The 24,330-nt window shown below is 49.6% G+C and carries 21 protein-coding genes; all 21 read right to left on the bottom strand.

Annotation, left to right across the window (positions count from 1 at the left end; translation table 11 throughout):
* Positions 1–51 precede the first annotated feature (51 nt).
* Positions 52–852 carry a DUF1338 domain-containing protein gene (locus L2712_RS08005; protein ID WP_248977439.1) on the bottom strand — a complete coding sequence of 267 codons (801 nt, stop codon included), beginning with the start codon at positions 850–852 and terminating at the stop codon, positions 52–54.
* Between the two features lie 141 nt (positions 853–993).
* Positions 994–2,454 carry a succinylglutamate-semialdehyde dehydrogenase gene (astD, locus tag L2712_RS08000; RefSeq protein ID WP_033538726.1) on the bottom strand — a complete coding sequence of 487 codons (1,461 nt, stop codon included), beginning with the start codon at positions 2,452–2,454 and terminating at the stop codon, positions 994–996.
* A gap of 9 nt (positions 2,455–2,463) precedes the next feature.
* Positions 2,464–3,483 (bottom strand): arginine N-succinyltransferase, encoded by a 1,020-nt coding sequence (gene astA / locus L2712_RS07995; protein ID WP_033538727.1) that lies wholly within the window; start codon positions 3,481–3,483, stop codon positions 2,464–2,466.
* A 134-nt stretch (positions 3,484–3,617) separates the two neighbouring features.
* Positions 3,618–4,835 carry an aspartate aminotransferase family protein gene (locus L2712_RS07990; RefSeq protein ID WP_248977438.1) on the bottom strand — a complete coding sequence of 406 codons (1,218 nt, stop codon included), beginning with the start codon at positions 4,833–4,835 and terminating at the stop codon, positions 3,618–3,620.
* A gap of 524 nt (positions 4,836–5,359) precedes the next feature.
* A complete protein-coding gene (locus L2712_RS07985) occupies positions 5,360–6,505 on the bottom strand; it encodes an HDOD domain-containing protein (RefSeq protein ID WP_033538729.1) in 1,146 nt (381 codons plus the stop codon).
* Positions 6,506–6,622: 117 nt separating this feature from the next.
* Positions 6,623–9,097: a S9 family peptidase gene (locus L2712_RS07980; protein WP_248977437.1), complete on the bottom strand. Its 2,475-nt coding sequence runs from the start codon at positions 9,095–9,097 to the stop codon at positions 6,623–6,625.
* A 203-nt stretch (positions 9,098–9,300) separates the two neighbouring features.
* Complete coding sequence (locus tag L2712_RS07975) at positions 9,301–9,888, bottom strand: anthranilate synthase component II (protein WP_248977436.1); 588 nt, start codon at positions 9,886–9,888, stop codon at positions 9,301–9,303.
* 184 nt (positions 9,889–10,072) lie between these two features.
* Entirely contained in the window at positions 10,073–10,531 is a 459-nt protein-coding gene (locus L2712_RS07970; protein ID WP_033538732.1) for a ClpXP protease specificity-enhancing factor, read from the bottom strand.
* Positions 10,532–11,161, bottom strand: a complete 630-nt coding sequence (gene sspA, locus L2712_RS07965; RefSeq protein WP_033538733.1) for a stringent starvation protein SspA — start codon at positions 11,159–11,161, stop codon at positions 10,532–10,534.
* Between the two features lie 109 nt (positions 11,162–11,270).
* Positions 11,271–11,972, bottom strand: a complete 702-nt coding sequence (locus tag L2712_RS07960; protein ID WP_248977435.1) for a cytochrome c1 — start codon at positions 11,970–11,972, stop codon at positions 11,271–11,273.
* The gene (locus L2712_RS07955; protein WP_033538735.1) at positions 11,972–13,186 is read right to left on the bottom strand and encodes a cytochrome b; all 1,215 of its coding nucleotides are present in this window, start codon (positions 13,184–13,186) and stop codon (positions 11,972–11,974) included. Before L2712_RS07955 ends, L2712_RS07960 begins: the two co-directional genes overlap by 1 nt.
* Complete coding sequence (petA, locus tag L2712_RS07950) at positions 13,186–13,776, bottom strand: ubiquinol-cytochrome c reductase iron-sulfur subunit (protein ID WP_033538736.1); 591 nt, start codon at positions 13,774–13,776, stop codon at positions 13,186–13,188. Before petA ends, L2712_RS07955 begins: the two co-directional genes overlap by 1 nt.
* A 334-nt stretch (positions 13,777–14,110) precedes the next feature.
* Positions 14,111–14,989: a protease modulator HflC gene (hflC, locus tag L2712_RS07945; RefSeq protein WP_033538737.1), complete on the bottom strand. Its 879-nt coding sequence runs from the start codon at positions 14,987–14,989 to the stop codon at positions 14,111–14,113.
* Between the two features lie 2 nt (positions 14,990–14,991).
* Complete coding sequence (hflK, locus tag L2712_RS07940) at positions 14,992–16,134, bottom strand: FtsH protease activity modulator HflK (RefSeq protein WP_033538738.1); 1,143 nt, start codon at positions 16,132–16,134, stop codon at positions 14,992–14,994.
* A gap of 43 nt (positions 16,135–16,177) precedes the next feature.
* Positions 16,178–17,476: a ribosome rescue GTPase HflX gene (gene hflX / locus L2712_RS07935; protein ID WP_248977434.1), complete on the bottom strand. Its 1,299-nt coding sequence runs from the start codon at positions 17,474–17,476 to the stop codon at positions 16,178–16,180.
* A gap of 20 nt (positions 17,477–17,496) precedes the next feature.
* Positions 17,497–17,775 (bottom strand): RNA chaperone Hfq, encoded by a 279-nt coding sequence (gene hfq / locus L2712_RS07930; protein ID WP_033538740.1) that lies wholly within the window; start codon positions 17,773–17,775, stop codon positions 17,497–17,499.
* Positions 17,776–17,866: 91 nt separating this feature from the next.
* Positions 17,867–18,793, bottom strand: a complete 927-nt coding sequence (gene miaA, locus L2712_RS07925; protein ID WP_033538741.1) for a tRNA (adenosine(37)-N6)-dimethylallyltransferase MiaA — start codon at positions 18,791–18,793, stop codon at positions 17,867–17,869.
* Positions 18,786–20,600, bottom strand: coding sequence for a DNA mismatch repair endonuclease MutL (mutL, locus tag L2712_RS07920; protein WP_248977433.1), 1,815 nt, complete (start codon positions 20,598–20,600; stop codon positions 18,786–18,788). Before mutL ends, miaA begins: the two co-directional genes overlap by 8 nt.
* Positions 20,601–20,609: 9 nt before the next feature.
* Positions 20,610–21,929 (bottom strand): N-acetylmuramoyl-L-alanine amidase, encoded by a 1,320-nt coding sequence (locus tag L2712_RS07915; protein WP_248977432.1) that lies wholly within the window; start codon positions 21,927–21,929, stop codon positions 20,610–20,612.
* Positions 21,930–21,931: 2 nt separating this feature from the next.
* Positions 21,932–22,390 (bottom strand): tRNA (adenosine(37)-N6)-threonylcarbamoyltransferase complex ATPase subunit type 1 TsaE, encoded by a 459-nt coding sequence (tsaE, locus tag L2712_RS07910; RefSeq protein WP_033538744.1) that lies wholly within the window; start codon positions 22,388–22,390, stop codon positions 21,932–21,934.
* Positions 22,391–22,641: 251 nt separating this feature from the next.
* Positions 22,642–24,120 carry an NAD(P)H-hydrate dehydratase gene (locus L2712_RS07905; protein WP_248977431.1) on the bottom strand — a complete coding sequence of 493 codons (1,479 nt, stop codon included), beginning with the start codon at positions 24,118–24,120 and terminating at the stop codon, positions 22,642–22,644.
* Positions 24,121–24,330: the final 210 nt, after the last annotated feature.

Here is a 24,330-nt window from a genome sequence, read left to right as displayed (position 1 = left end):
CAGACATAAAAAAGCCGATGCAGTGCATCGGCTTTTTTTATCTGCCTAATATTAACCGGCGTTATTAGTGCTCTCGAAGATCTTATCCGCAGAGGCCGCCACAAAGCCTGTGTAAAGCTCGCCATCAGCCTTAGGGTAGCGCAAGGCAAACTCATAGAAACAGCTTGGAATCGTCTTCTGGGCATCTTTAAAGCTGACTTCAACCTTGTCCGCCATGGTGGATGACTGCTCCAGCAATACTTCAGCCGACCCTTTCACCTCGCCGCCGACACTGTTCAGCACGAAGTCGCCCTGCTTAAGGGTCTCGTTCACCTCGAGGATAGTGTTGTATCCAGGCAGATGGTTGATTGATACCGTAAAGTGGTTGGCACGGTAGCCGAAAGCCGCTACCCAAGCCGCATACTCGCTCTCTGCCAGTAACTGCTCATAGGTTGCATAATCCAGCTCCCAGTGACGGCCAGAATAGAGGAAGTTATCCGCAGTGGTTGCGGTTTCGTCCACCTGCTCCACCAGGCCATGGACAATGGCTTGTAGCTCGGGGCTAAATGCCTCAACCATCAGCTCAGAGATAAACACCTTTGGCTGAGTTGGATCCGGATGCTCAAAGTGCTTGGCCTTTAGCTTCTTGGCTTCGAAGTCGTAATCGCCACAGGCCACATAGCCCAGTGACTCGAAATGCTTCGCCAGAACACTCAGGTTAACCTTGGCAATGTTGAAGGTACGTAGGGCGATATGATCGTTGATGATGGTCTCACCCTTGGCCAGTAACTGGTGAACCTTGGCGGCTGAGGGGGTCATTTCAACATAGTCGTCCCATAGGGCGGCAAATAGCTGGTTTACATCGGTATGCATCAATTTCTTCCTTAACATCATCGTGTTACCGGTCGTTATCGCGCCGGTTTGTTTGTTTTCACGATATAAGTACAACGAGAGTTTTCGTGTACGCCTATAAAAATGGGAGCAGGCAAAATACCCACTCCCATGCTTGTTTTACTAAATAGTCAAACCTGGACTCAGGCTCGCTGGCATCGCCAGCGCATCGGCCTCGACCGAAGCCACTGGGTAGGCACAGTAGTCGGCGGCGTAAAAGGCGCTCGCCCTATGGTTACCCGAGGCACCGACACCACCAAAGGGAGCCGAACCTGATGCGCCAGTGATCTGCTTGTTCCAATTGACGATACCCGCACGGATACGCGCCAGAAAATAATCGTAATCTTCACGGCTATCGGCCAAAATACCGGCTGAAAGACCATAGCGGGTGTTGTTTGCCAACCTGATCGCTTCGTCGAAATCAGTGTAACGCACCACCTGTAGCAGTGGACCGAAATACTCTTCGTCAGGCAGTTCGATCACCTGAGTCACATCGATAAGACCCGGAGAAACCAGACCCGTTCCGGCTTCTAGGTGCTGCAGCTCAACCAGAGGCGTACCGCCTAAGTTAACCAAGTTACGCTGAGCTTCCACCATGCCTTTAGCCGCCGTCTCTGAGATCATAGAGCCCATGAAAGGCTGTGGCTGGGCATCCCAAGGGCCAACCTTGATCTGCTTAACCGCCTCGACAAGTTGCGCCAACAAGGCATCGCCCTCGGCGCCCTTCTGTACGTAAAGACGACGAGCACAGGTGCAGCGTTGCCCCGACGAGATATAGGCCGACTGAATAATGTCATGCACGGCAGCCTTGGTATCCTTAACACCTTTGATGATAAGCGGGTTATTACCACCCATCTCAAGGGCCAGGATCTTACCCGGATGACCCGCATATTGCTGGTGCAGGATATGACCTGTGCGAGAGCTACCGGTAAAGAAGAGGCCGTCGATTTGAGAGTGTGACGCCAGCGCCTTACCGGTTTCCACTTCGCCTTGAACCAGGTTGATCACTCCAGCCGGCAGACCCGCCTTTTCCCACAGTTTAAGCATTAGCTCGGCCGTTTTAGGGGTTAGCTCAGAGGGCTTGAATACGACAGTATTACCCGCCAGTAGTGCAGGCACTATGTGGCCGTTAGGCAGATGACCCGGGAAGTTATAGGGACCAAAAACAGCCACTACACCATGAGGCTTATGACGCAGCACAGCGCGACCCGCTGGTGTATCACTCTCGGTGGTACCGGTACGCTTATGGTAGGCCGCAACCGACAGACCAATCTTACCAATCATGGCCCCCGCTTCGGTGGCGGTTTCCCACTGTGGCTTACCGGTTTCTTGAGCGATCACCTCGGCGATATCGGCTTTGTGGGCCTCTAGCTGATCGCGGTAGGCTTCAATAATCGCCAGACGTGCATCGAAACCCGACATAAACCAGTCGAACTGTGCGGCGCGAGCCGCCTCAACCGCTGCGTTAACCTGTTCAGGTGTCGCCGTCTTGCTTTCCCATATTACTTCTTGATTTGCAGGGTTCTTCGAGACCACATCATGGCCCAGACCGGCAACCCACTGGCCGTTAATAAATTGACTCATCATAAATTCCTACATTGCCAAAACACGGATCTGTTCACCTTCGGCCACCAAGAGCGCACCGGCGAGTTCGGGAGAGAGGATCACCTCATCCGTTTCATCGCTGACCATCAATTTGGCCGAGGTTGCACGGTAACCCGCTAACAAAGTATTTGAGATAATAAAGCTACAGCTAGAGGCGGGCATTTCACCCAACTTAACCGTCAGCAGACGGCTCTCTCTGACCGAGCGAATGTCGTGAAGATTACACTCCACCGTCGGGCCACCATCGAAAATATCCACATAACCACGACACCTAAAGCCTTCTGCCTGCAACAGGTTAAGCGCTGGACGAGTGTTAGTATGCACCTCGCCAATCACCTTTTGCGCCTCTTCTGGTAAAAGACAAACATAGACGCTGTTTTTCGGCATCATCTCCGCCATAAAAGCCTTCTGCCCCAGGCCAGACAGGTAATCTGCCTGCACAAAATCTATGCCCAGGAAATGCTTCTGCAACCAACCATAGAAAGGCGAGTTGCCCTCTGCGTCGCTCTCGCCACGCATCTCGGCAATCACAGTTTCACCGAAACGCTCGGCGTGCTGCGCCAGAAACAGAAAGCGGCTGCGAGACAGCATGCGACCATTGTTGTTTTTACGATAGGAGTCACGCAAAAACAGAGTACATAGTTCGGCGGCGCCGGTGTAATCGTGACACAGGGTCAGGGTCTCCACTTCGTTGCGCACATCGATCTGCTCAGAGTAGTAGACCTCGGTACCCAGACGATAGTGATAGAAAGCATCGACCATGCCTACGGCGGCCTCGAGACCACAGGTACCGACCACTTCGCCAGTCTCTGTATCTTCCAGCACCATAAGATAACCTTCATCGAAGGGCTTCTCGATCTCCTTGACGAACGAGGCTTCAACGCGGGCAATCTTTTTTCTTAATAGTTCTTCATTGACAGGTAAAGACGTGAATCCATGTCCAGACTCGATAGCGATCTGATACAAGGCATCAAAATCGCTTGAGCGGATGGGGCGGATAATTAACATCTCTGAGTCTCCTCACTTGTCCTTGTCGTTCAAACGCAGACAGTCTTAACACTAAGACCAATATGACACGTTTGAGGTTCAAGTATTTCCACAGACAAAAAAGCGCGGCTGTTACCCCGCGCTTATACTGTCGCTTAGCCAGCTACTACTTTGGCTACTGCACGTTCGAAACGAGCAAGACCCTCGGCGATATCGGCCTCAGGGATAACAAGAGAAGGAGTAAAACGAATAACGTTTGCACCGGCAACCAGGCTCATCAAGCCTTCACCGATACCGGCAACCAAGAAATCTTTTGAACGACCCTGGTATTGCTCATTCAGTACCGCGCCCAGTAGCAAGCCTTGACCGCGCACTTGGCTAAATACATTGTACTTTTCGTTGATCTGGTTCAGGCCATCACGTAGCAGCTGCTCGCGACGTTTAACACCCTCAAGCACCTCAGGAGTGTTCACTACGTCAAGTACCGCATTGCCTATGGCGCACGCTAACGGGTTACCGCCGTAAGTCGAACCATGGGTACCAATCTTAAGGTGAGAGGCAATCTCAGTCGTTGTCAGCATCGCCGCGATAGGGAAACCACCACCTAGCGCCTTAGCGGTAGTGAGGATATCCGGTACCACGTCGGTACGCATGTAGGCGTAAAGTTCACCCAGACGACCCACACCCGTTTGTACTTCATCGAAGATCACTAGGGCGTTGTGCTTGTCGGCCAGGGCGCGAACAGCCTGCAGGAACTCAGGATCGGCATCAATGATACCGCCTTCGCCTTGGAGCGGCTCAAGCATGATGGCACATGTCTTATCAGACACTTCGGCTTCAAGCGCCGCGATGTCGTTAAATGGTAAGTGAGTAATAGACTGTGGCTTAGGACCAAAACCGTCAGAGTAAGCCGCCTGACCACCAACACTTACGGTGAAGAAGGTTCGGCCGTGGAAAGCCTTGTCGAAGGCGATGATCTGATCTTTTTCAGCGCCAAAATTTTCCATGGCATAACGGCGTGCCAGCTTAAGGGCTGCCTCGTTGGCTTCTGCGCCAGAGTTGGCAAAATAAACCTTTTCGGCGAAAGTGGCCTCAACCAGTTTAGTCGCCAGCGCCAAAGCTGGCTCATTAGTCATAACGTTTGAAAGATGCCAAAGCTTCTCGCCTTGCTCTTTTAATGCGCTCACAAGCGCCGGATGACAATGACCTAAACAGTTCACCGCGATACCACCGGCAAAATCTATAAACTCGTTGCCATCCTGATCCCAAACTCGGCTCCCCTCACCACGGACAGGGATCACAGCCGATGGTGCATAGTTAGGCACCATTACTTCATCAAACTGGGCTCGGGTTAGCTTATGGTTTACGCTCATTCTACTCATCCTTTCAATGTTGCCGAAGGCTTCAACAGCCTGTCGTACCCGTCTTTTTTCGAAAAGCGGCGCCCTTCGATGACGGTTATTTTGTTTTCTAGGGGGTCATTAATAGCGAAAACGTGATCAAAATACCAGTTCCTCTAGTCAAGCCTTCTTTGTATGTGCATAACAAATGCATAAAGATTTGAGCTTAAAGGTTATACAAGCGTTTATAACCCCGGGTTGAGCATAAATAGTCAGAAAAAAATTTATCGACCCAAGCTTTCACTAATAATGTAAATATTTTGAATATATAGTCACATTCGGCGTGACGTGGATAGTAAAACATTTCCACAGCAAATAACACTAAAAACAGGCAGTAACCCAGTTCATTTCGACTGTCATAATGAATCCGCCTTTTCCACCGGCTCTGTTACCTTAGGCCACTGCTGCCGGGGATTAGCGCTCCATAAAACAAAAGCCACAGCCCTCACTAGAGGCGCCGTGGCTTTACCCAAATAACAAGGATCCAACAAGCAAAATCAATAGAGATCTAACTTGCGGTAGTTTTGCCCCTTAAGACGTATCTGTTCCTGCTCTGACAACTGATAATAGTCGAACATCAGCTGCTTCTCTTTCGGCGAGATCATCCGCATCTCTTCGAGCATCAATACCTTAGCAAAACAGCTGGCGCGAGCCACTAAGGCGGCATACTCGGAAAGCTCACTATAACTAAGCGAGGTGTCGAGTTCCTTTTGCGTCTGGGTCAGGAGGCTGGTGTTAAAGTCGAGCAGCTCCGGCAGGCGCCAATTCAACTTGTGGGCATGTTGTAGCACCTGCTGATAGATCTCCTCGGCGGGGAACTCGGTAGCCAGCACGGCGTCATGCAGCTCCTTATCGCGACTGGCACTAGCCTCGCGCAGCCAGGTACCCCAGATATTCTCATAAACCTTAGCGCTGTTTTTCAGCACCACAGAGATCCCGAGTTGGTGCAGCAGACTGCTGGTATAGGCTTGGGCGATATCCAGCTCATTAAGCTGTGCCAACGCCTTGGCGGCAATGCCAGTTAACATGGCGTATCGCCACAGCTTACGTGTTGTCCACAGTAGATTGGCATGGCCTGTAGGCAACCAATTACGCAAGCAAAAATAGGGGATCACCAGCTTAAGGTTTTCCACCCCAATAAAGTTAAGCACCAGCTTTATCTCAGTCACCTTAACGTCAGAACGATGTTGCCGCTTGTGTCTGAAGGATGGACTATTGACCATATTGGTGAGATCCCGCGCCAGCCAAGGCAGATCGGCGATCAGCAGGCGTAAGCGATTGAGATCGAGGTTTTTCTCATACAGAAGCTCCAGCATCAACATCTGGTTCTCGTTGATCCCCGACTGCTTTATCAAGAGATCAGGCGACGCCAGTTGATTATCCAAGGTGGTGGTGATCGTGGTGATCAGCTGGGCCGACACCGCCTCATACACCTGCCTAGCTTGGATCTGCTTTGAGAGGCGCTCAAACACGGCGTCGCGCTCGATATCGAGCTTATTGGCATCATTTTCCAGTTCACGGTCTAGGTCATCAAACATAGACGCCGCGGCTTTTTGCTTGCCGACGATGATCTGTTTCAAAAGCCTGTGTTCTATATCTATGATGATCCCCGGACGGACACCACCGGCAATGGACTTTGCCACCTAAGCTGTTCTCCTCAGCAAACTAAGCTCACTGGCCTTATATTACACCAATTCAGTGACTTCACAGCGAGAAGTTGGCAACAAAAAAAGGGTCTCCATTGGAGACCCTCTTGATTATCACTTTAACTCTTGCTCGAATAACTTAAAGATGCGGCGATATTCATCTAACCAACTCGATGGCTGACGGAAACCGTGAGGTTCAACCGGATAGATTGCCGTTTCAAACATTGGTTTCTCCAGCTCTATCAATCGCTGTACCAGACGCACGCTATCTTGGAAGAAAACGTTATCATCCAGTACGCCACTCATGATAAGCAGAGGCTTCTGCAGGCCCTCGGCATGTTCAATCGGTGAGCTGCGCTCGTAGGCGATAGCATCCACATCCGGGGTGTTGAGTATGTTAGAGGTATAAGGCGCATTATAGTGAGCCCAATCGCTTACCGGACGCAGTGCCGCCCCGGCCTGGAACAACTCTGGTTCGTTAAACAGCGCCATAAAGGTGAGGAAACCACCGTAGGAGCCACCATAGGTGCCGACGCGATTGGCATCGACATTGACATTGCTTGCCATCCAGCTGACGCCATCTTTGAGATCTTCGACTTCTGGGTGGCCCATGTTACGGTACACCGCTGTGCGCCAGTCACGGCCATAGCCTTTAGAGCCTCGATAGTCCATATCCATCACCACATAACCCTGCTGGGTTAACAGGTTGTGGAACATAAACTCACGGAAGTAGCCCGAGAAACCATAATGGGCGTTTTGCAGATAACCCGCACCATGATTAAAGATCACCGCTGGGTACTTATCAGCGCTCGCCTTATCATAACCTTGTGGCAGATAAACCCTTGCATAGACATCGCCTGCGCCATGGCTCGATGGCACCTTAACCACTTCTGGTGCCTGCCAAGGATACTGCTTGAAGGCATCTGACGTGTAATGAGTCAACTGCTTAAGCTCTCCGCCAATGGCCTGTACAAACAGCTCGCTAGGCTGGGTGCGGCGCGATGCATTAAGCAGTAGCTTGCTACCGTCTGGGCTCAGGCTGTAATCCAACTGACCATCCCATTGGGTAAGCTGCTCACTCTGCCCCGTGGCCAGCTTAACGCGGTACACATTGTCGATACCCGGATGGTCTTTGTTGGCCTTGTAGTAGATATACTCGGCATTGGGGCCCAGGGTAATGTCGCTAACCACATACTGACCCTGGGTCAGTGCCTGGGGTTTGGCTCCATTTGGCTTAAGGTAAAGGTGAGAATAACCGGTTTCTTCCGAGAGATAATAAAGGGTATCGCTCTCTGGTAGCCAGCCAAACTGATTGAAATTGTAGTTAACCCAGGCATCGTCGTGCAGTCTATGCTCGGTATTAAGCTTGCCTGCAGCCAGGTTAAGGGTGGCAATCCATCTATCTTTGTTGTCCACGGCTTCGAGCATGATAGCGACTTTGTTGTCCTTGGCCTGCCACTGTATAGCGCTCTGAGTCCAGCCCCAGTCTTGCATCAGCTGGACTTTACGCGGACTCTTCTCGCTCTTATAGGTCTCGCCTTTCGCCTTGGCATTTTCGGCCTTTACCGAGGCCAGCACATCTTCATCGAAACCTGTGAGTCCTTCGATAGTGATATCGCGCTTCTCATGCTGCACCAGATCAAGCAGCACCAGACGCTCCCCGGGAAACTTATCTTCGGCGACACGGGCCCTGGCAGGCACGGCATCTACATAACCCTGACTGCCTAAGTAGTTGGGCATAATGTCATGCTCTGAGCGCCAGCTATAGTTTTTATCGACCAGAGAGAGCAGCAGGTAGCGACCGTCGGGCGACAGACTCATCTGGGAAACGGTTTCCTCTTCGCCCAGATACCAGGTTTTAGCTGTCATTGTGGGATCTTGCTTGGCAAGTTCAGCCTGATATTGCTCTTTCTGTTCAGCTTGGGTCTGCTGCAAGGCGACATACTCAATCAGCCTGTGCTGCTGCTTGGCGATATAGCTGCTCGGCGCCTCAACACCTTTAGGTGCCTTAGCCATCTTAATATTGGCAATCTGTTCATACAGGCCAGTATCGCCATGGATACGGAACACCTGCTGCCCTTGCCAATAGGCGATATCGCCATTGGTCAGGAAACGCACGCCATCGACCTTAGTGTTTTGACGTGTCAGCTGTGACACCTTGCCACTGAGCAGATCTTTAACGAACAGATTGCCCTGATAGATATAGGCCTTACGAGTACGGTCACTATCTAGTACGCCATATTGCTGATCCGCTTGATGTAGGGCATCAAGGGCCAACTTTGAGGCTTCACCGGCTGTTATTGACTGTTGATAATAGTCTCGCAGAGGAGACTGATGCGCCTGACGGGCAAAGTAAACTGACTGGCTGTCATCGCTCCAGTATTCGCCCTTGGCGAGGATACCCATCCAATCTGGATTAGCCATGATCTGATTCAGTGTCAGCTGACTGTCAACACTCGGCGGCGTTGCCAGCACGACAGGCGATGGCGCCTTGGTTTGAACCTTGTCAGTTGAAGGGGTTGCAGCACAGCCCCCTAAGATGGTGAGGGTCAATATGCTCAGACCCAATCCACGAAACACACCCGTCATCGTCCTTCCTTATTATTGATATTACCCAGACAGCAAGAGGCTGAGCCTTGCTATTTTGCTGCCTTTTATATCATAAAATGAGGAAAGGACGGTGAGATTAGCAGGATAAAACTTGTAACATTTTGAAAAAAAGCCGCGCGATTCATTAACTTTTGCGACATCAGTTTTGAAGAGATAAAAGCTGGTATTTCTGGAAGTAAAAACTAGCTTAATGGCCTTTGGACTAACTTAACCATATTGGCCAGAAGCTCTAACCCTTGTTCGGTCAGTATCGATTCTGGATGAAACTGCACGCCGTAGAGACCAAGCCCGGGATGACTCATGGCCATGATCTCACGCCCATGTACAGGGTCATCAAACCAGGCATCCAGCTCAAATCCTTCTGGCACTTCATCGACTAGCAAGGAGTGATAGCGAGTAACGGTCAGTGGCTGATTTAAATCCTGAAACAGGCGACAATTGCTGTGCGTGATGGCGCTGGTCTTGCCGTGCATCACCCGCTTCGCTCGAACCACCTTAACACCAAAGGCCTGAGCGATCGCCTGATGACCCAGACACACACCCAATATGGGAAGTTTGCCGGCAAAGTGGCTGATGGCGGCTAAGGAGATCCCCGCCTCATTGGGGCTGCAGGGGCCAGGTGAAATCACTAACAAACTCGGAGCCAAGGCCTCTATCTCCTCAAGCGTCACCTCATCGTTGCGCCTGACGACTATCTCCTCACCTAACTGCTGAAAATACTGCACTAGGTTAAAGGTAAAGGAGTCGTAATTGTCGATCATCAGGATCATGGATAAATTGCTCGTGTGAGTTGTGTCGCGTTTTTCTGGCGCAGATGCTAACACAGAGTCCTGATGGGGTCATCCACTCTGCCTATTCGAGCTTAAGCCTCTGCCGATAAAGCAACATGCTAATGGAAGATTTGTGATACAAAAAAACCAGCCTAGGCTGGTTTTTTTATCGGGTGTTGGTGTTTCACTTCACTATAGTGAGGTGACCACGACGCTTTGGCTTTTCCTTGTCTTGCGACGCCGTTGAAGACGGCTTGTCTTCAGTCTTAGTCTCATCGACAACGGAGAGCCCTAAATCTTGGGCATCCGCCTCCAGTTGATAAGCCTCTTCCTGATCGAATACGGTACCTGCGCCATTTTCTCTGGCATAGATAGCGACGATCGAGGCCATAGGCAATACCACCTGCTGGGGTACGCCACCAAAACGGGCGTTAAACTCGATGAAGTCATGACCTATCTGCAAATTACCCACGGCACTGGCGGTAATATTAAGCACTATCTGTCCATCTTTAACATACTGCTGCGGCACTTGCGTACCAGGTACATAGGCATCGACCACTACATGTGGTGTCAGCTCATTGTCCATCAGCCAATCATAGTAGGCCTGCAACAAATAAGGACGGTTAGGGGTCATCGGCTTCATTTAGATACCCATGCGCATTTCGCGCTCAGCCTCGGTCAAAGACGCCTTAAATGAATCACGATCAAACAGACGTGTCATATAGGCTTTAACCTCTTTTGCTGTGCGGCTATCTAGCTCGATACCCAATACAGGCAGACGCCATAACAGCGGGCCTAAGTAGCAGTCGGCCAGACCGAACTCTTCAGCCATGAAGTAAGGCATTTCGTTAAAGATAGGTGCGATAGCCGTCAGGCTTTCCTGCAACTCTTTACGCGCCTCATCGGCACGATCGCCATTACGGATACGATCGACCAGGCTGTACCAGTCGTTTTCGATGCGGTGCATCATCAGACGCGTCTGACCACGTGATACCGGGTAAACAGGCATAAGAGGTGGATGCGGGAAACGCTCATCCAGATATTCCATGATGATGCGTGAGTTATAGAGCACAAGTTCACGATCAACCAGAGTCGGTACTGTGTTGTATGGATTTAGCTCAATAAGATCTTCAGGCATTTCACTAGGATCTACCTGCAGAACATCGACAGTCACTCCCTTCTCCGCCAAGACGATACGGACTTGATGGCTATAGAGATCGTCGGCGCCTGAAAACAGGGTCATGATTGAGCGTTTATTGGCAGCAACAGCCATTGATACCCTCCAAGATTTAAATTCAAAAAGCTAAAAAAGCAAAAACAAACGAGGGGCAAAGCCCCCCGTTTATAATATGCGGATAATATATTCTAACCTTTATTGGGGGTTAGTGTACATCTTTCCAGTACTCTTTCTTCAAGAGGTAGGCCACAATAAAGAAAATAAACAGGAAGCCCAATACCCACCAACCTAAGCGTTCACGCTCAAGTTTGACTGGCTCACCCGAATAAACCAGGAAGCCAGTGATATCACGAACCACTTGATCATATTCTTCTGCGGTTAGCTTGCCACCCATAGTGACAAAGCTGCCATCTTCTTGTTTAACCGGCAAACCTTGCAGCTCTTCCAGTACGTGTGGCATGGCCACTGACGGAAATACTGTATTGTTTACACCAAATGGACGAGAGTCATCTTTGTAGAAGCTCTTCAAATAAGTGTAAACCCAGTCCTCACCACGTACACGAGCTACCAAGGTCAAATCTGGCGGCGCCGCACCAAACCATTTAGCCGCTTCGGCATCAGGAATAGCGTTCTCCATCAGATCGCCCACTTTAGCGTCACTGTTAAACATATACTTGTTACGCATATCGTCTACAGAGATACCTAAGTCTTCGGCAACGCGGTTATAACGCTGGTACTGAGTGCTGTGACAACCTGAACAGTAGTGTTGGAAAGCATCCAAACCACGTTCGAGCGACTCTTTGTCATTCAGGTCGACGTTAGCACTTTCTAGATGAACATTGGCACCACCTGCAGCAAACGCAAGAGATGGTACTAATGTAACTAATGCAATCAGTAATTTTTTCATTAGTGGGTCAACCTCTCTGGTACAGGCTTAGTTTTCTCATTCTTACTGTATAGCCACAGCGCTAAGAAGAAACCGAAGTATGTCAGAGTAAAGATACGCGCAGCAATTGTCAGCGTCGGCGTCGCAGGTACGGCACCCAAGTAGCCTAAGACAATGAAAGATACGGCAAACTGACCAATATTCAGCTTATGAATCATGCTACGGTAGCGAATTGACTTCACCTTACAACGATCTAACCAAGGTAGAACGAAGAGGACAGCAATCGCTAGGCCCATGCCGACAACCCCTAATAACTTATCAGGAATCGCACGCAGAATGGCGTAGAAAGGCGTGAAGTACCAAACAGGAGCGATATGCTCAGGGGTCTTCATTGGGTTAGCCGCTTCAAAGTTTGGCTTCTCCAGGAAGTATCCACCACCTTCAGGCATAAAGAACAACACGTAGCAGAAGACAATCAGGAAGCCAGCGACGCCCATGATATCTTTCACTGTGTAGTATGGGTGGAATGGGATACCGTCTTTCGGCCAGCCATTCTCATCCTTGTTCTTCTTAATCTCGATACCATCAGGGTTGTTCGAACCCACTTCGTGCAGAGCGATAAGGTGTAAGAACACTAATACCACTAGGACTAAAGGTAGCGCGATAACGTGTAGGGCGAAGAAACGGTTCAGTGTCGCGCCAGAAACAACGAAATCACCACGGATCCAAAGTGTTAGATCGTCACCGATAACAGGAATCGCACCGAACAGCGAGATAATAACCTGTGCTCCCCAGTAAGACATCTGTCCCCATGGCAGCAGATAACCCATAAAGGCTTCAGCCATCAGTACTAGGAAGATCAACATACCAAACAACCAGAGCAGTTCTCTTGGCTTTTGGTATGAACCATAGAGCAGTCCACGGAACATGTGCAGGTAGATCACCACGAAGAAGGCAGAAGCCCCCGTTGAGTGCATGTAACGTAGTAGCCAGCCATACTCCACATCACGCATGATGTATTCGATAGAGGCAAACGCACCTTCTGCAGTCGGCACATAGTTCATTGTTAGCCAGATACCGGTCAGCAACTGGTTAACCAGCACCAACATGGCCAAAGAACCAAAGAAATACCAGAAGTTGAAGTTGGTCGGCGTCGCATATTGACCAACGTGACGATTATAAGTCGCCGTCATTGGGATGCGAGCATCAATCCAATCGATAATATTCTTAACCATTATGCAGCCCCCTGATCGACACCGATAATCACGTTGCCGTCATCAATATATTGATGAGGTGGAACAACTAGGTTCAACGGCGCTGGTACACCTTGGAATACACGGCCTGCCATATCAAACTTAGAACCATGACATGGGCAGAAGAAACCAGACGCAACGCCTTCTACTTGCTCACCAAAAGTATCAGGTAGATACGTTGGCGAACAACCTAGATGCGTACATAGACCAACAGCAATAAAATACTCAGGCTTAATAGAACGAACCGCATTCTGCGCGTAGGCAGGTTGTTGCTCTTCGTTTGAGGCTGGATCACGTAGTTGATCATCGAGAGTAGCAAGACCGTTTAAGATCTCTTCAGTGCGGCGGACAACCCATACAGGCTTACCACGCCATTCAACACGGATCAGCTGACCCGGTTCTAACTTACTAATATTTACTTCAACCGGCGCACCTGCAGCTTTCGCTTTGGCACTCGGATTCCACGACTTTATAAAAGGAACCGCTACAGCGACGGCACCAACACCACCCACTACGGCGGTTGCTGCGGTCAGGAATCTGCGACGTCCGGTATCGACTGGCGCATTGCTCATCCACTTATCTCCAGAGAGTGTTGGAATTTTTGTTTTAAAAATTTTTGATTTTGGGGTTTTACCCCAAAGCGCAAAAATCAAATTTGAGGCGGGGCTCATTATAGCCAAAAATTAGAACCAGATCATAGTAAAACAAAGCACAAAGTTAACTATGATAGAAAAATGGCGATTCTAGAAGATAAAGAGCAGCAATACAAAAGATAATCGACCAGGATTTTACGACAAAAAATAATAAACAAGAATAACAACCAAAGCTAAATTAGTAACTTGCGCCGATAAGAGTAAAAAAAGCCCGAACTTGTCGGGCTTTAATACAAATCAGACTCAATGAGAACTATTTAGCGTTAGCGTCCTTCATATACTTGAAGAAGTCACCTTCCGGCTCAATGACCATAACGTTAGACCCCTTCTCGAAACTTGCCTGATAAGCCTCTAGGCTACGCAAGAAAGAGTAAAACTCAGGATCTTTCTTATAAGCATCTGCATAGATCTTCGCGGCAATGGCATCACCTTCACCACGTACCTGCAGAGCCTTACGCTCAGCCTCGGCGATCTGAATAGTCACACTCGCATCTGTCTTAGCGCGAATGATCTCAGACTGCTCCTTACCCTGAGCACGATGCTCTTTCGCCACCGCGGTACGCTCGGCGCGCATACGCTGGTAAATGCTCGAACTCACGTTAGCAGGCAGGTTGATCTGCTTAACACGCACATCGACCACCTCGATACCTAGATCTTGAGCACTATCAGAGGCATTACGCAAAGCGTCTTGCTGAAGCTCATCACGGCTACCAGAAACGATATCTTTAATGGTACGACGACCAAACTCGGTACGCAGATCGTTGTTGATCTTGCGCTGGAGTAGAGACTCAGCCTGAACCTTGTTACCGCCGTTAGTGGCCAGATAGTACTTCTCGTGATCTTTAATGCGCCATTTCACATAAGAATCGACCATCAAGTCTTTCTTCTCTGAGGTCACGAAGCGATCCGCAGCGCCATCCATCGTCTGGATACGAGAATCTAAAATCTTGATCTTATCGATCACTGGTAACTTTATGTGCAGACCCGGCTTGTAGATACGAGTCACACCATCATCTTTAAGGATCTTACCAAAGCGAGACACGATAGCGCGTTCACCTTCGTTGACCACCATCAAAGATGACAGGCCTACGGCAACTAAGATAGCTGCAATAATGACAGATAATCTACCCATGTTTAGTTCCTCCCCTGACGAGTTCGGTCGCTACGAGAAGGTCTTCCATCCAGCGGCATGCTCACACTATCTACTATGCTATTAACTGAATCATTGACCGCATCCAACTCAACAGACTTAGTCGGTTTAGTTTGAGTGCGCTGTTCCATTAACTTATCTAACGGCAGATACATCATGTTATTGCCCGACTTAGAGTCGACCAATACCTTATTGGTGCCAGAAAGCACTTTTGACATGGCATCTATGTAGAGACGGTTACGAGTCACTTCTGGTGCCGCCTGGTACTCAGGCAACAACTTCTCGAAACGAGCCACTTTACCGCGAGCCTCTAAGATCTCACGTTCTTTATATGCATTTGCCTGCTGCTCCATACGCTGCACAGTACCGCGTGCCTTAGGCTCGATCTCACGAGAATAAGCCTCAGCTTCACGAATAAAGCGCTGCTCATCTTCCTGAGCGGCGATGGCGTCATCGAAGGCATCTTTTACCTCTTCAGGCGGACGTGCTGGCAAGAAGTTCACGTCACGGATCTCAATACCTAGATTGTAAGGCTTGATGATACGCTCAACTTCTTCCCAAGTATCACGACGGATCTGATCACGACCAGTCGTCAAAATGTCATCCATCCTGTTGTGACCTACGACATAACGCAGCGCACTGTCAGTCGCTTCACGCAAGCTCGAATTGGCATCAACCGCGCTAAACAAATAGCGATAAGGATCGACAACAATATATTGCACATCCAGCTCAACCAGCACGACGTTTTCGTCCGCGGTAAGCATGCTGCCAGAGGCAGGTATAGAGCGAACATTACTCACGTTCACTGGGAAGACCTCATCGATAAAGGTTGCCTTCCACTGCAGGCCCGGCTCTACTTGGCCAATATATTCACCAAAACGTAGCGCCACACCCTTTTCGGCTTCTTTCACCGTATAGAAACCTGAGAGTCCCCACACGACAACGGCGATGCCTAATACAATGATAAAACCTAATGCACTGAAACCACCGCCAGCGCCATTACCTTTACCACCAAAACGCTTAGAAATATTCTTAAATACTTCATCGAGATCTGGTGGCCCTTTGTCATTGCCGTTCTTGTTTCCCCAAGGGTCTTGACCCTTGTTACCGGGCTCGTTCCAAGCCATTTAGCACTCCATAGGTGTATGAAATAAACGAGATTACTAAAAACTACTCTATTGATGCTGTTTCAACAATAAAGGTTTCCAACTCCCCTTGGCTCTGCTTAGCTAATCGGTGCCAATCGGCCTCCAATAAGCGTACAGACACGATACAGTTCCCCAGATCGTCATACTCTTTCTGCTGTATCACATCCAGTCGATAAAACTGGCCAAGATAATGTCCGGCCGTCGCCGGAATAAACAAGGTCAACTCTACTATGGCACGACCAATCAATTGATTGATTGCCTTTTCAAGTAATTCCAAGCCTAAACGCTGTTGAGCCGAAACCCAAACACGCGTTGGGACCCCATCGCCATCATAGTCGATCTTAGGTCCCACTTCTTCCAACAGATCTATCTTGTTACAGACAATGAGCTGTGGAATCTCTTCGGCGCCAATTTCTTTCAGTACTAATTGTACCTGTTCAAAATTGTCGCCCATGTTTTCATCAGCACTATCAACCACATGTAACAGAAGATCCGCTTCGCGAGTTTCCTGTAACGTGGCTTTAAACGCAGCCACCAAGTCATGGGGAAGATGTCTGATAAATCCAACGGTATCAGCCAAAATGACCGAACCGTCTTCTAAGTCCAGCTTACGTAAGGTCGGATCGAGTGTCGCAAACAGCTGATCGGCAGCATAGACCTCGGAAACGGTTAACGCGTTAAACAAGGTTGACTTGCCCGCGTTGGTATAACCCACCAGTGATACTGTGGCTAACTCGCTTCTTTGTCTTGCGCGTCGACTCTGCTCACGCTGTTTATCGACTTTCTCGAGCCGCTTGTTGATGGTCTTAATACGACCACGAAGCAAACGTCTATCGGTTTCCAGCTGAGTTTCACCCGGTCCCCGCAGGCCGATACCCCCTTTTTGACGTTCAAGGTGGGTCCAACCACGGACCAGGCGCGTTGACATGTGGCGCAATTGCGCTAGCTCCACCTGCAACTTGCCTTCATAAGTCCTGGCGCGCTGAGCAAAAATATCAAGAATCAGTGTCGTACGGTCTAAGACCCGGCACTGACAGATCAACTCAAGATTACGCTCTTGTGCAGGACTCAAGGCGTGGTTAAAAATCACCACATTGGCGTCAGTAGCGGCAACCATAGCTGCCAACTCTTCCGCTTTACCTGTACCAACAAAATACTTTCTATCTGGAGAACGACGACTTCCCGTGATCACGCCTACGGTTTCAGCGCCTGCCGATTCGACTAATAAACGAAGTTCGGTAATATCTTCCCTACTGTCTTCATCTGAAAAGTCGACATGGACAAGTACTGCAGCTTCTCCCGCCTCATAGCGTTCAAACAAAAATCGAACTCCTTAGGAAATTACTCAGCACTATCATCATGCGGTGCGTTATAACCGGCAGACTGATTTGGCGTATTATGGTGGCTGCTCACGTTAAATGGACGTGCAGGCACCACAGTTGAGATAGCGTGCTTGTATACCATCTGGCTGACGGTGTTCTTCAATAAAATAACAAACTGATCGAATGACTCAACCTGTCCTTGAAGCTTGATACCATTAACTAGGTAGATAGATACCGGAACGCGTTCACGTCGTAATGCGTTCAAAAATGGGTCTTGTAAAGATTGCCCCTTAGCCATTTGTAATTTCCTTTTTATTAAAATTAATTAAAACCTAATACAGCATCAATTTCTGGTTTGGTTTTAGTATTATATAGAGTGAATGAATTAGCTAGCGACAATGCTCTAATAGTCGCGCCAGATTTGATTCATCACCACTCTCCAGCCAATTTAGATCAGCCCATCCTCGCAACCATGTTAATTGACGCTTAGCCAATTGCCTAGTCGCAACTATGGATTTTTCGACCATAGTATCATAGTCATATTCCCCATCGAGATACTGCCACACTTGGCGATATCCCACACATCTCATCGAAGGCAGGTCTAGATGCAGATCCTCTCGCGCCTTGAGCGCTTGCACCTCTTCGACGAAACCTTGATTTAACATCAATTTAAATCTTTCTGCTATAGCAAGGTGTAGCACTTTACGATCTTTAGGTGCTATACCAAATTGCACCACCTTATAAGGCAAAGCATCAGCCTTAACCTCAGTTAAGGTCGTCAGGCTCTTACCACTAATGCGGTATACCTCTAATGCCCGTGACAGTCGCTGCGGATCATTAGGGTGAATACGCTCAGCAGACACAGGATCTATCTGGCGTAACTGATCATGCAAGGCTTGCCACCCTTTGGTCTCAGCCTCTTTCGCTATCTCAGCCCGAATCGTTTCATCGGCTGGCGGCAATGGAGATAACCCCTCTAATAGCGCCTTGAAATAGAGCATAGTGCCTCCCACCAAGAGTGGTGTTTTACCCGCACTTAAAATCTGCTCTATCTCTGCTATCGCATCGCTGCGAAAATCCGCCGCCGAATAACTTTCGCTCGGGTCACGAATATCGATCAAACGATGAGGTGCACGACTGAGCTCTTCCTGGGTCGGTTTAGCACTGCCGATATCCATACCACGGTAGATAAGCGCCGAGTCCACCGAGATGATCTCGCAATTATGCTCTTCGGCCAAAGCCATCGCAAGCGCAGTCTTACCCGACGCGGTCGGTCCCATCAGGGTGATAATTGTCGGCTGACTCTCGCTATTCACTCGTTTGCTCACCTAACCATTCTTGCCAAGGCAAAGCCTTAGCCATAGATAAAATGTCTTGCTGCTGCGACTCGGGTAATCCCATAAGTTCAGCCCACAGCGCACTGGCAGAACTAAACTGGCCGCTCGACTGTTCAACCAACCAATTAATCAGCGCATCGGTCGTGGGCTCTTCGAAGCGTATCCACTGTAAAAACTCAGGAACCACGCTCGCCAGCTGACTCTGCCTTAGATATGGGGGCACTTTTTTAATTATCAACTGGCCAAGACGAATAGTTAGCTCTAGGCCTAATTTTCTAATTAGCGGCTCACGCTCAAGCAGGGTTTGTTGCCAATCTTCATCGACTTTCACCGACACAGGCATTAAGAGCGGCTGACCTATCAGCCCCGATGCCAGCTTGGCCGATATCTGTTGCCGAGCAACTTCGCGCGCCACGCTAGATAAACCAAGCAAAGCCAATTCGGCTCCTCGCACCAGCAGCCAATAGCGGCCGTCTAGCACCTGTGGCATCTGCGGCTGATTAGCTGTAGCCTGATGGTTTACTTGACCAGGAGTGGTCATCAACTGAGCATAACTATCGACTGCCGCCTGGCTTGGGAGCTCGGTACTGGCATAACTTCGGCCGCGACTGCTCGTCTGGCGCTGACTGCTGTAACCCTGGCCGTGAGACTCGCTGATTCGAGCGTCGCCATACTCCCTCCCGCTCTCTCCCCGTTGAGACTCAGACGTCAACGGCCTGATATAAGCGGTTTGCGTCTCTGCAGCGGGAACATTGGCAGGCCTAGCGAATGCAGGTTCAAAACTCAGTTCGCTACTTTGGCGCAGCGCCGACTCTAGGGCTTGCAAGATAAAATCATGCACATAGCGGCTCTCATGAAAGCGCACCTCATGCTTGGCCGGGTGCACATTCACATCAACCTGATGGGGATCCAAGCTCAACATCAACACAAAGGCTATCTGCTCGCCCTGTAGTTGCTGTGCAAACGCCTGACGCACAGCGTGATTCACCAAACGGTCACGCACCAAGCGGCCATTAACATAAAAATATTGAGTATCGCCGACAGGCATCTCACTGTTGGGAGACTGAATGTAACCACTCAAGCTCAAGCCGTTATGCTCACAGTCGACCTTTAGGGCATTCTCGGCAAAAGCCTTACCGCTAACTTGACCCAGACGTTGCAGATACTGGGCTTCGGTCTTCGCTGGACGATAGTTACGCACCTGTTTGCCGTTGTGCTTAAGCGTAAAGTGAATCTCGCTACGCACTAAGGCAATACGCTTAAGCCATTCATCGATATGGGTAAATTCGGTTTTGTCACTCTTTAGAAATCGGCGCCTGGCTGGTGTGTTGAAAAACAGGTCCGCCGCTTCGACCGTGGAACCCACAGGATGGGCAGCTGGTATCACCTTAACCGCCATCTCTGAGCCTTCGGCGTAGGCTTGCCAGGCTTCTGCTTGCTTTTGGGTACGAGAGGTAAAGGTTAATCTGGATACCGAACTGATACTGGCAAGGGCCTCACCGCGAAAACCAAAACTCAAAATAGCGTCAAGATCGTCTAATGAGGTCAACTTAGAGGTGGCATGGCGCGACAACGCGAGACTGAGCTCCTCTTTGGGAATACCCGAGCCATTATCTGTGATCTTAATAAGCTTACTGCCGCCCTTATCAATCTCGATATCGACACGTGTGGCACCCGCATCCAGGCTGTTTTCAACTAACTCCTTGATAACAGATGCCGGACGTTCCACCACCTCCCCGGCGGCTATCTGGTTAGCCAATTGAGGAGGCAAAACTCTAATCGTCATCTTGGATCCTTAAGCCCTTGGAATAATCAGCTTTTGGCCAATAAACAAGGTATTCGACTTGAGCTTATTGGCTTTTTTAATGCTGGCAATTGAAACCTGATAACGATGGGCAATCACAGATAAAGACTCACCGGCGGCCACTTTATGCTTGAAACCGCTCTTGCTCGCCAGCAGGGTATGTGCGGGCGGATTATTCTCGAAATAACGCACCACACCTTTATGAACGGCATTGGCGATATTGTTTTGATGATCGCGCTGGGTCAACAGACGCTCTTCTCTATGATTCGAAATAAAGCCTGTTTCGACCAGAATGGAAGGAATATCTGGCGACTTGAGCACCGCGAAACTCGCCGCCTCAGGCTTATGCTTGTGCAGACGCGTCACCTTGCCCAAGTTGTCTAGTACGTCGCCGGCAATGTTGTGGCTGATCGCCATCGATCTATCCATGGACATATCCAGCAGCGTCATAGCCAAATACTGCTCATTGTCGGTGTTTTGAATAATTTCACCGGCTCCACCAAGCAGTTCAGAATGTTTCTCTTTTTGCTCTAACCAACGACCAATTTCACTGTTGGCCCGGCGCATCGACAGCACCCATACCGAGGCGCCGTGAGGCTGAGGAGAAGTAAAGGCATCTGCATGGATAGAGATCAGCAGATCCGCCTTGCTGTTGCGGGCAATCTCCGAGCGCCTATTCAGGTTGACGAAGTAATCGCCGGTGCGGGTCATGACGGCGCGCATACCTGGGGTGGCATTAATTTTGGCCTCCACCTTTTTAGCGATCTGCAGCACCACCTTTTTCTCATAAGTGCCTTTGGGCCCAATGGAACCTGGGTCATCGCCACCATGTCCCGCATCAATGGCCACGATAACATCCCTAAGCTCTTGCTGTGGCTCCGCTTTTACCGTTTTCTTATTAACACTATCCCCTTCAAGATCCACGACCAGGCGGTTACCATAGGGGGCTGTGGGTGCCAATGAAAATAAGTTAGCTTTAGCAGGCTTCACCAGATCAATCACCAACCTCAGCGTTCCCTTCTTCGGCGGTTTACTAACACGTACCCGTTTTACCAGCTTACTGTTATTTTCAATCTTACTTAGATCTAGGCCCGTGGCCGTGGTCGCAAGATCCACGACCAAACGATAGGGACTGGTCAGGGTGAAGTGGGTGTATTTTGGCGGCTCACGCAGATCAAACACCACACGTGTCGATTCAGGAGCCGCCCAGATGCGTACACCTTCCAGCTTATTTGCACTATAGGCAATGGAAGGAATACAAAGTAGGACAATCAATAATATACGTTTTATTAGTGATTCAGTTCTTATCATTATTATGTATAACTATCTAACAAAATCTCGCCGGCACGCGATTGCGCCGTCAGTGTGACCTCGCGGCCCTGTTGATGATATTGAATATCGATCGCCAGATCAGCCTCAGGCAAGAGCCCTACGCCCTTGTCAGGCCACTCAACGATACACAGGCTCGACTCAGTGAAATAATCTCTAATCCCCATGAATTCAAGTTCTTCAGGATCACTTAACCGATACAGATCAAAATGATACACATCTATATCACCCAACTCATATGGCTCAACCAGTGTATAGGTAGGGCTCTTTACCGCGCCCTTATGCCCTAGGCTTTGGATCAAACCACGGCTAAATGTGGTTTTACCTGCGCCCAATTCACCGCTCAAATAGAGAGTTAATGGCGGCTTAATCGCACTGGCTAACCTTTGACCTAAACTAACGGTTTCTGCTTCATTTTCAAGATAAACTTTCACTGTTCTCATCGTATCTATCACTAATTCAGGACAAACCTTTTTTGAGCCAGATACTTTAACCTAAACCGGCGTTTATCTAAACAAACATTAGCGCATTTTAATCTGGTTAGAGCCTGTTAATCTTTCCTGATTGTTTTTGCAGCAGCTTGTTGGCCAATTGTACAAGGCTGAGCCAGTAAAGTTTTTATCTACACCGGCTGGCGATAATGCCGTACAAAGGGGTCATCCAAATGCCCCCTGAAAGACCAACGGGCCCTGAGCTAAATCTTATCAACCAGGGCGCGAATATGTTCAAACAGGTCACAGGCCAACATCCCCCGTTCCCCCTTTTCAGCAGCAAAATCAGCCGCCACACCATGAACCACCACTCCTGCACTGGCGGCGTCCATCATAGGCATCCCTTGCGCCATTAAGGCTGCAATAATCCCGCCCAATACGTCACCACTGCCGCCGCTCGCAAGCCCCGGATTACCCACAGGCGCCACATGGCAATTTTTGCCATCATAAATCAAGGTACCAGCACCTTTTAGCACGACAACGCCACCATACTTGGCCTGTAACTTGTAGACGGCAGCGAACCTATCCGCCTCCACCTCTGCAATACTTATCTCCAAAAGACGGGCGGCCTCGCCACTGTGGGGCGTCAACACCCAATTGCTTTGCTTAGTCGGCTCTAATGCCAACAAATTCAGCGCATCGGCATCCATCACGCAGGGTTTATCGCTCAACCCCGTTGCCTTGAGCAAGTTGTAACCCCAGTCGCGTTTACCCAGCCCTGGACCAATCAGCAAAATATCCGCCCAGCCCAGACGCTGATACACCTCCATATCCACCAGCTCGCAGCCCCAGAACATGATTTCCGGACGACCCGCATTCACTACGGTCAAATGTTCAGGCCTTGAGATCACTGCCACTAAGCCCGCGCCAGCCCTTAGACAGCTCTCAGCCGCCAATCGAGGCGCCCCGGCCATCCCAAAGTCACCGCCGATCACTGTGACTTTGCCGCAGGCGCCTTTATGACTGTTCTTTGCCCTAGCGGGCAAACCGAGATCAGTAAGACGGTAAGCGATATTAGTCACCTTAGATTCGGGTAAGAAGGGCTGTAAGCCAATATCGGCAAACCAGAGTCGCCCTACACAATCTCTTGCCTTACCTGTGATTAGGCCCTGTTTGGGCGCGCCAAAAGTCAAGGTGACATCAGCTCTAACGGCCAACAAACCTGCGCCAGTATCGACATCGATTCCTGAGGGAACATCGAGTGACAAGATCCAAGGCGAGTAACTTTGCATTAAGGTGATGATATCAACAAAGGGCGCACGAACCTCGCCTTTAACCCCTGTGCCCAACAGGCCATCAACCACGACCTCAGCCTCTTTTAAGGCGTCTTTGTAATCGGTTAATTGATGCCCACCGGCAGCCAAAAAAGCCGCCTTGGCATAATTGACCCCCTCACCTAACTCGGTACGCTCGACGGCATACAAGGAGACATCACAGCCAGATTCGAGCAGCAAGGTCGCGCAAATGTAAGCATCAGCCCCGTTGTTGCCATAGCCGGCCAATACCAGAATTTTGTTATTGAGCTTCCCTTCGCGCTGTAATAGCTCGAAAGCCGATTGACCTGCCTTGCCGATCAATTCGCATAAACTTGCCTCACCGGACGCGATCATGCGCGCTTCGGCTTCCCTTATTGCTTGCGCCGTATATAACGCAGATGGAAGCTGCCCGTCACTAAACAACATCTGGAATCTCCTTTACAAATCTCATCTTTTCGGGCTCCCTAGCCAATCTCTTAAGCATATTCGATATTTGAGCTTTTAATCGCCAATAGATTCATGTCAAACAGCACTGAATGATAGAAGTTTGATCTGGCACAAGAAATCGCGGCCTAAAACAACAGGGAGACTCAAAAGACTTGAGAGGCAGTTATCGCCACCCAGACAACAAATAGC

Source organism: Shewanella marisflavi (assembly GCF_023283925.1).
GTDB lineage: Bacteria > Pseudomonadota > Gammaproteobacteria > Enterobacterales > Shewanellaceae > Shewanella > Shewanella marisflavi.
The sequence above is the reverse complement of the archived record's forward strand: the minus strand, read 5'-3'. Positions and strand labels throughout refer to the sequence as shown.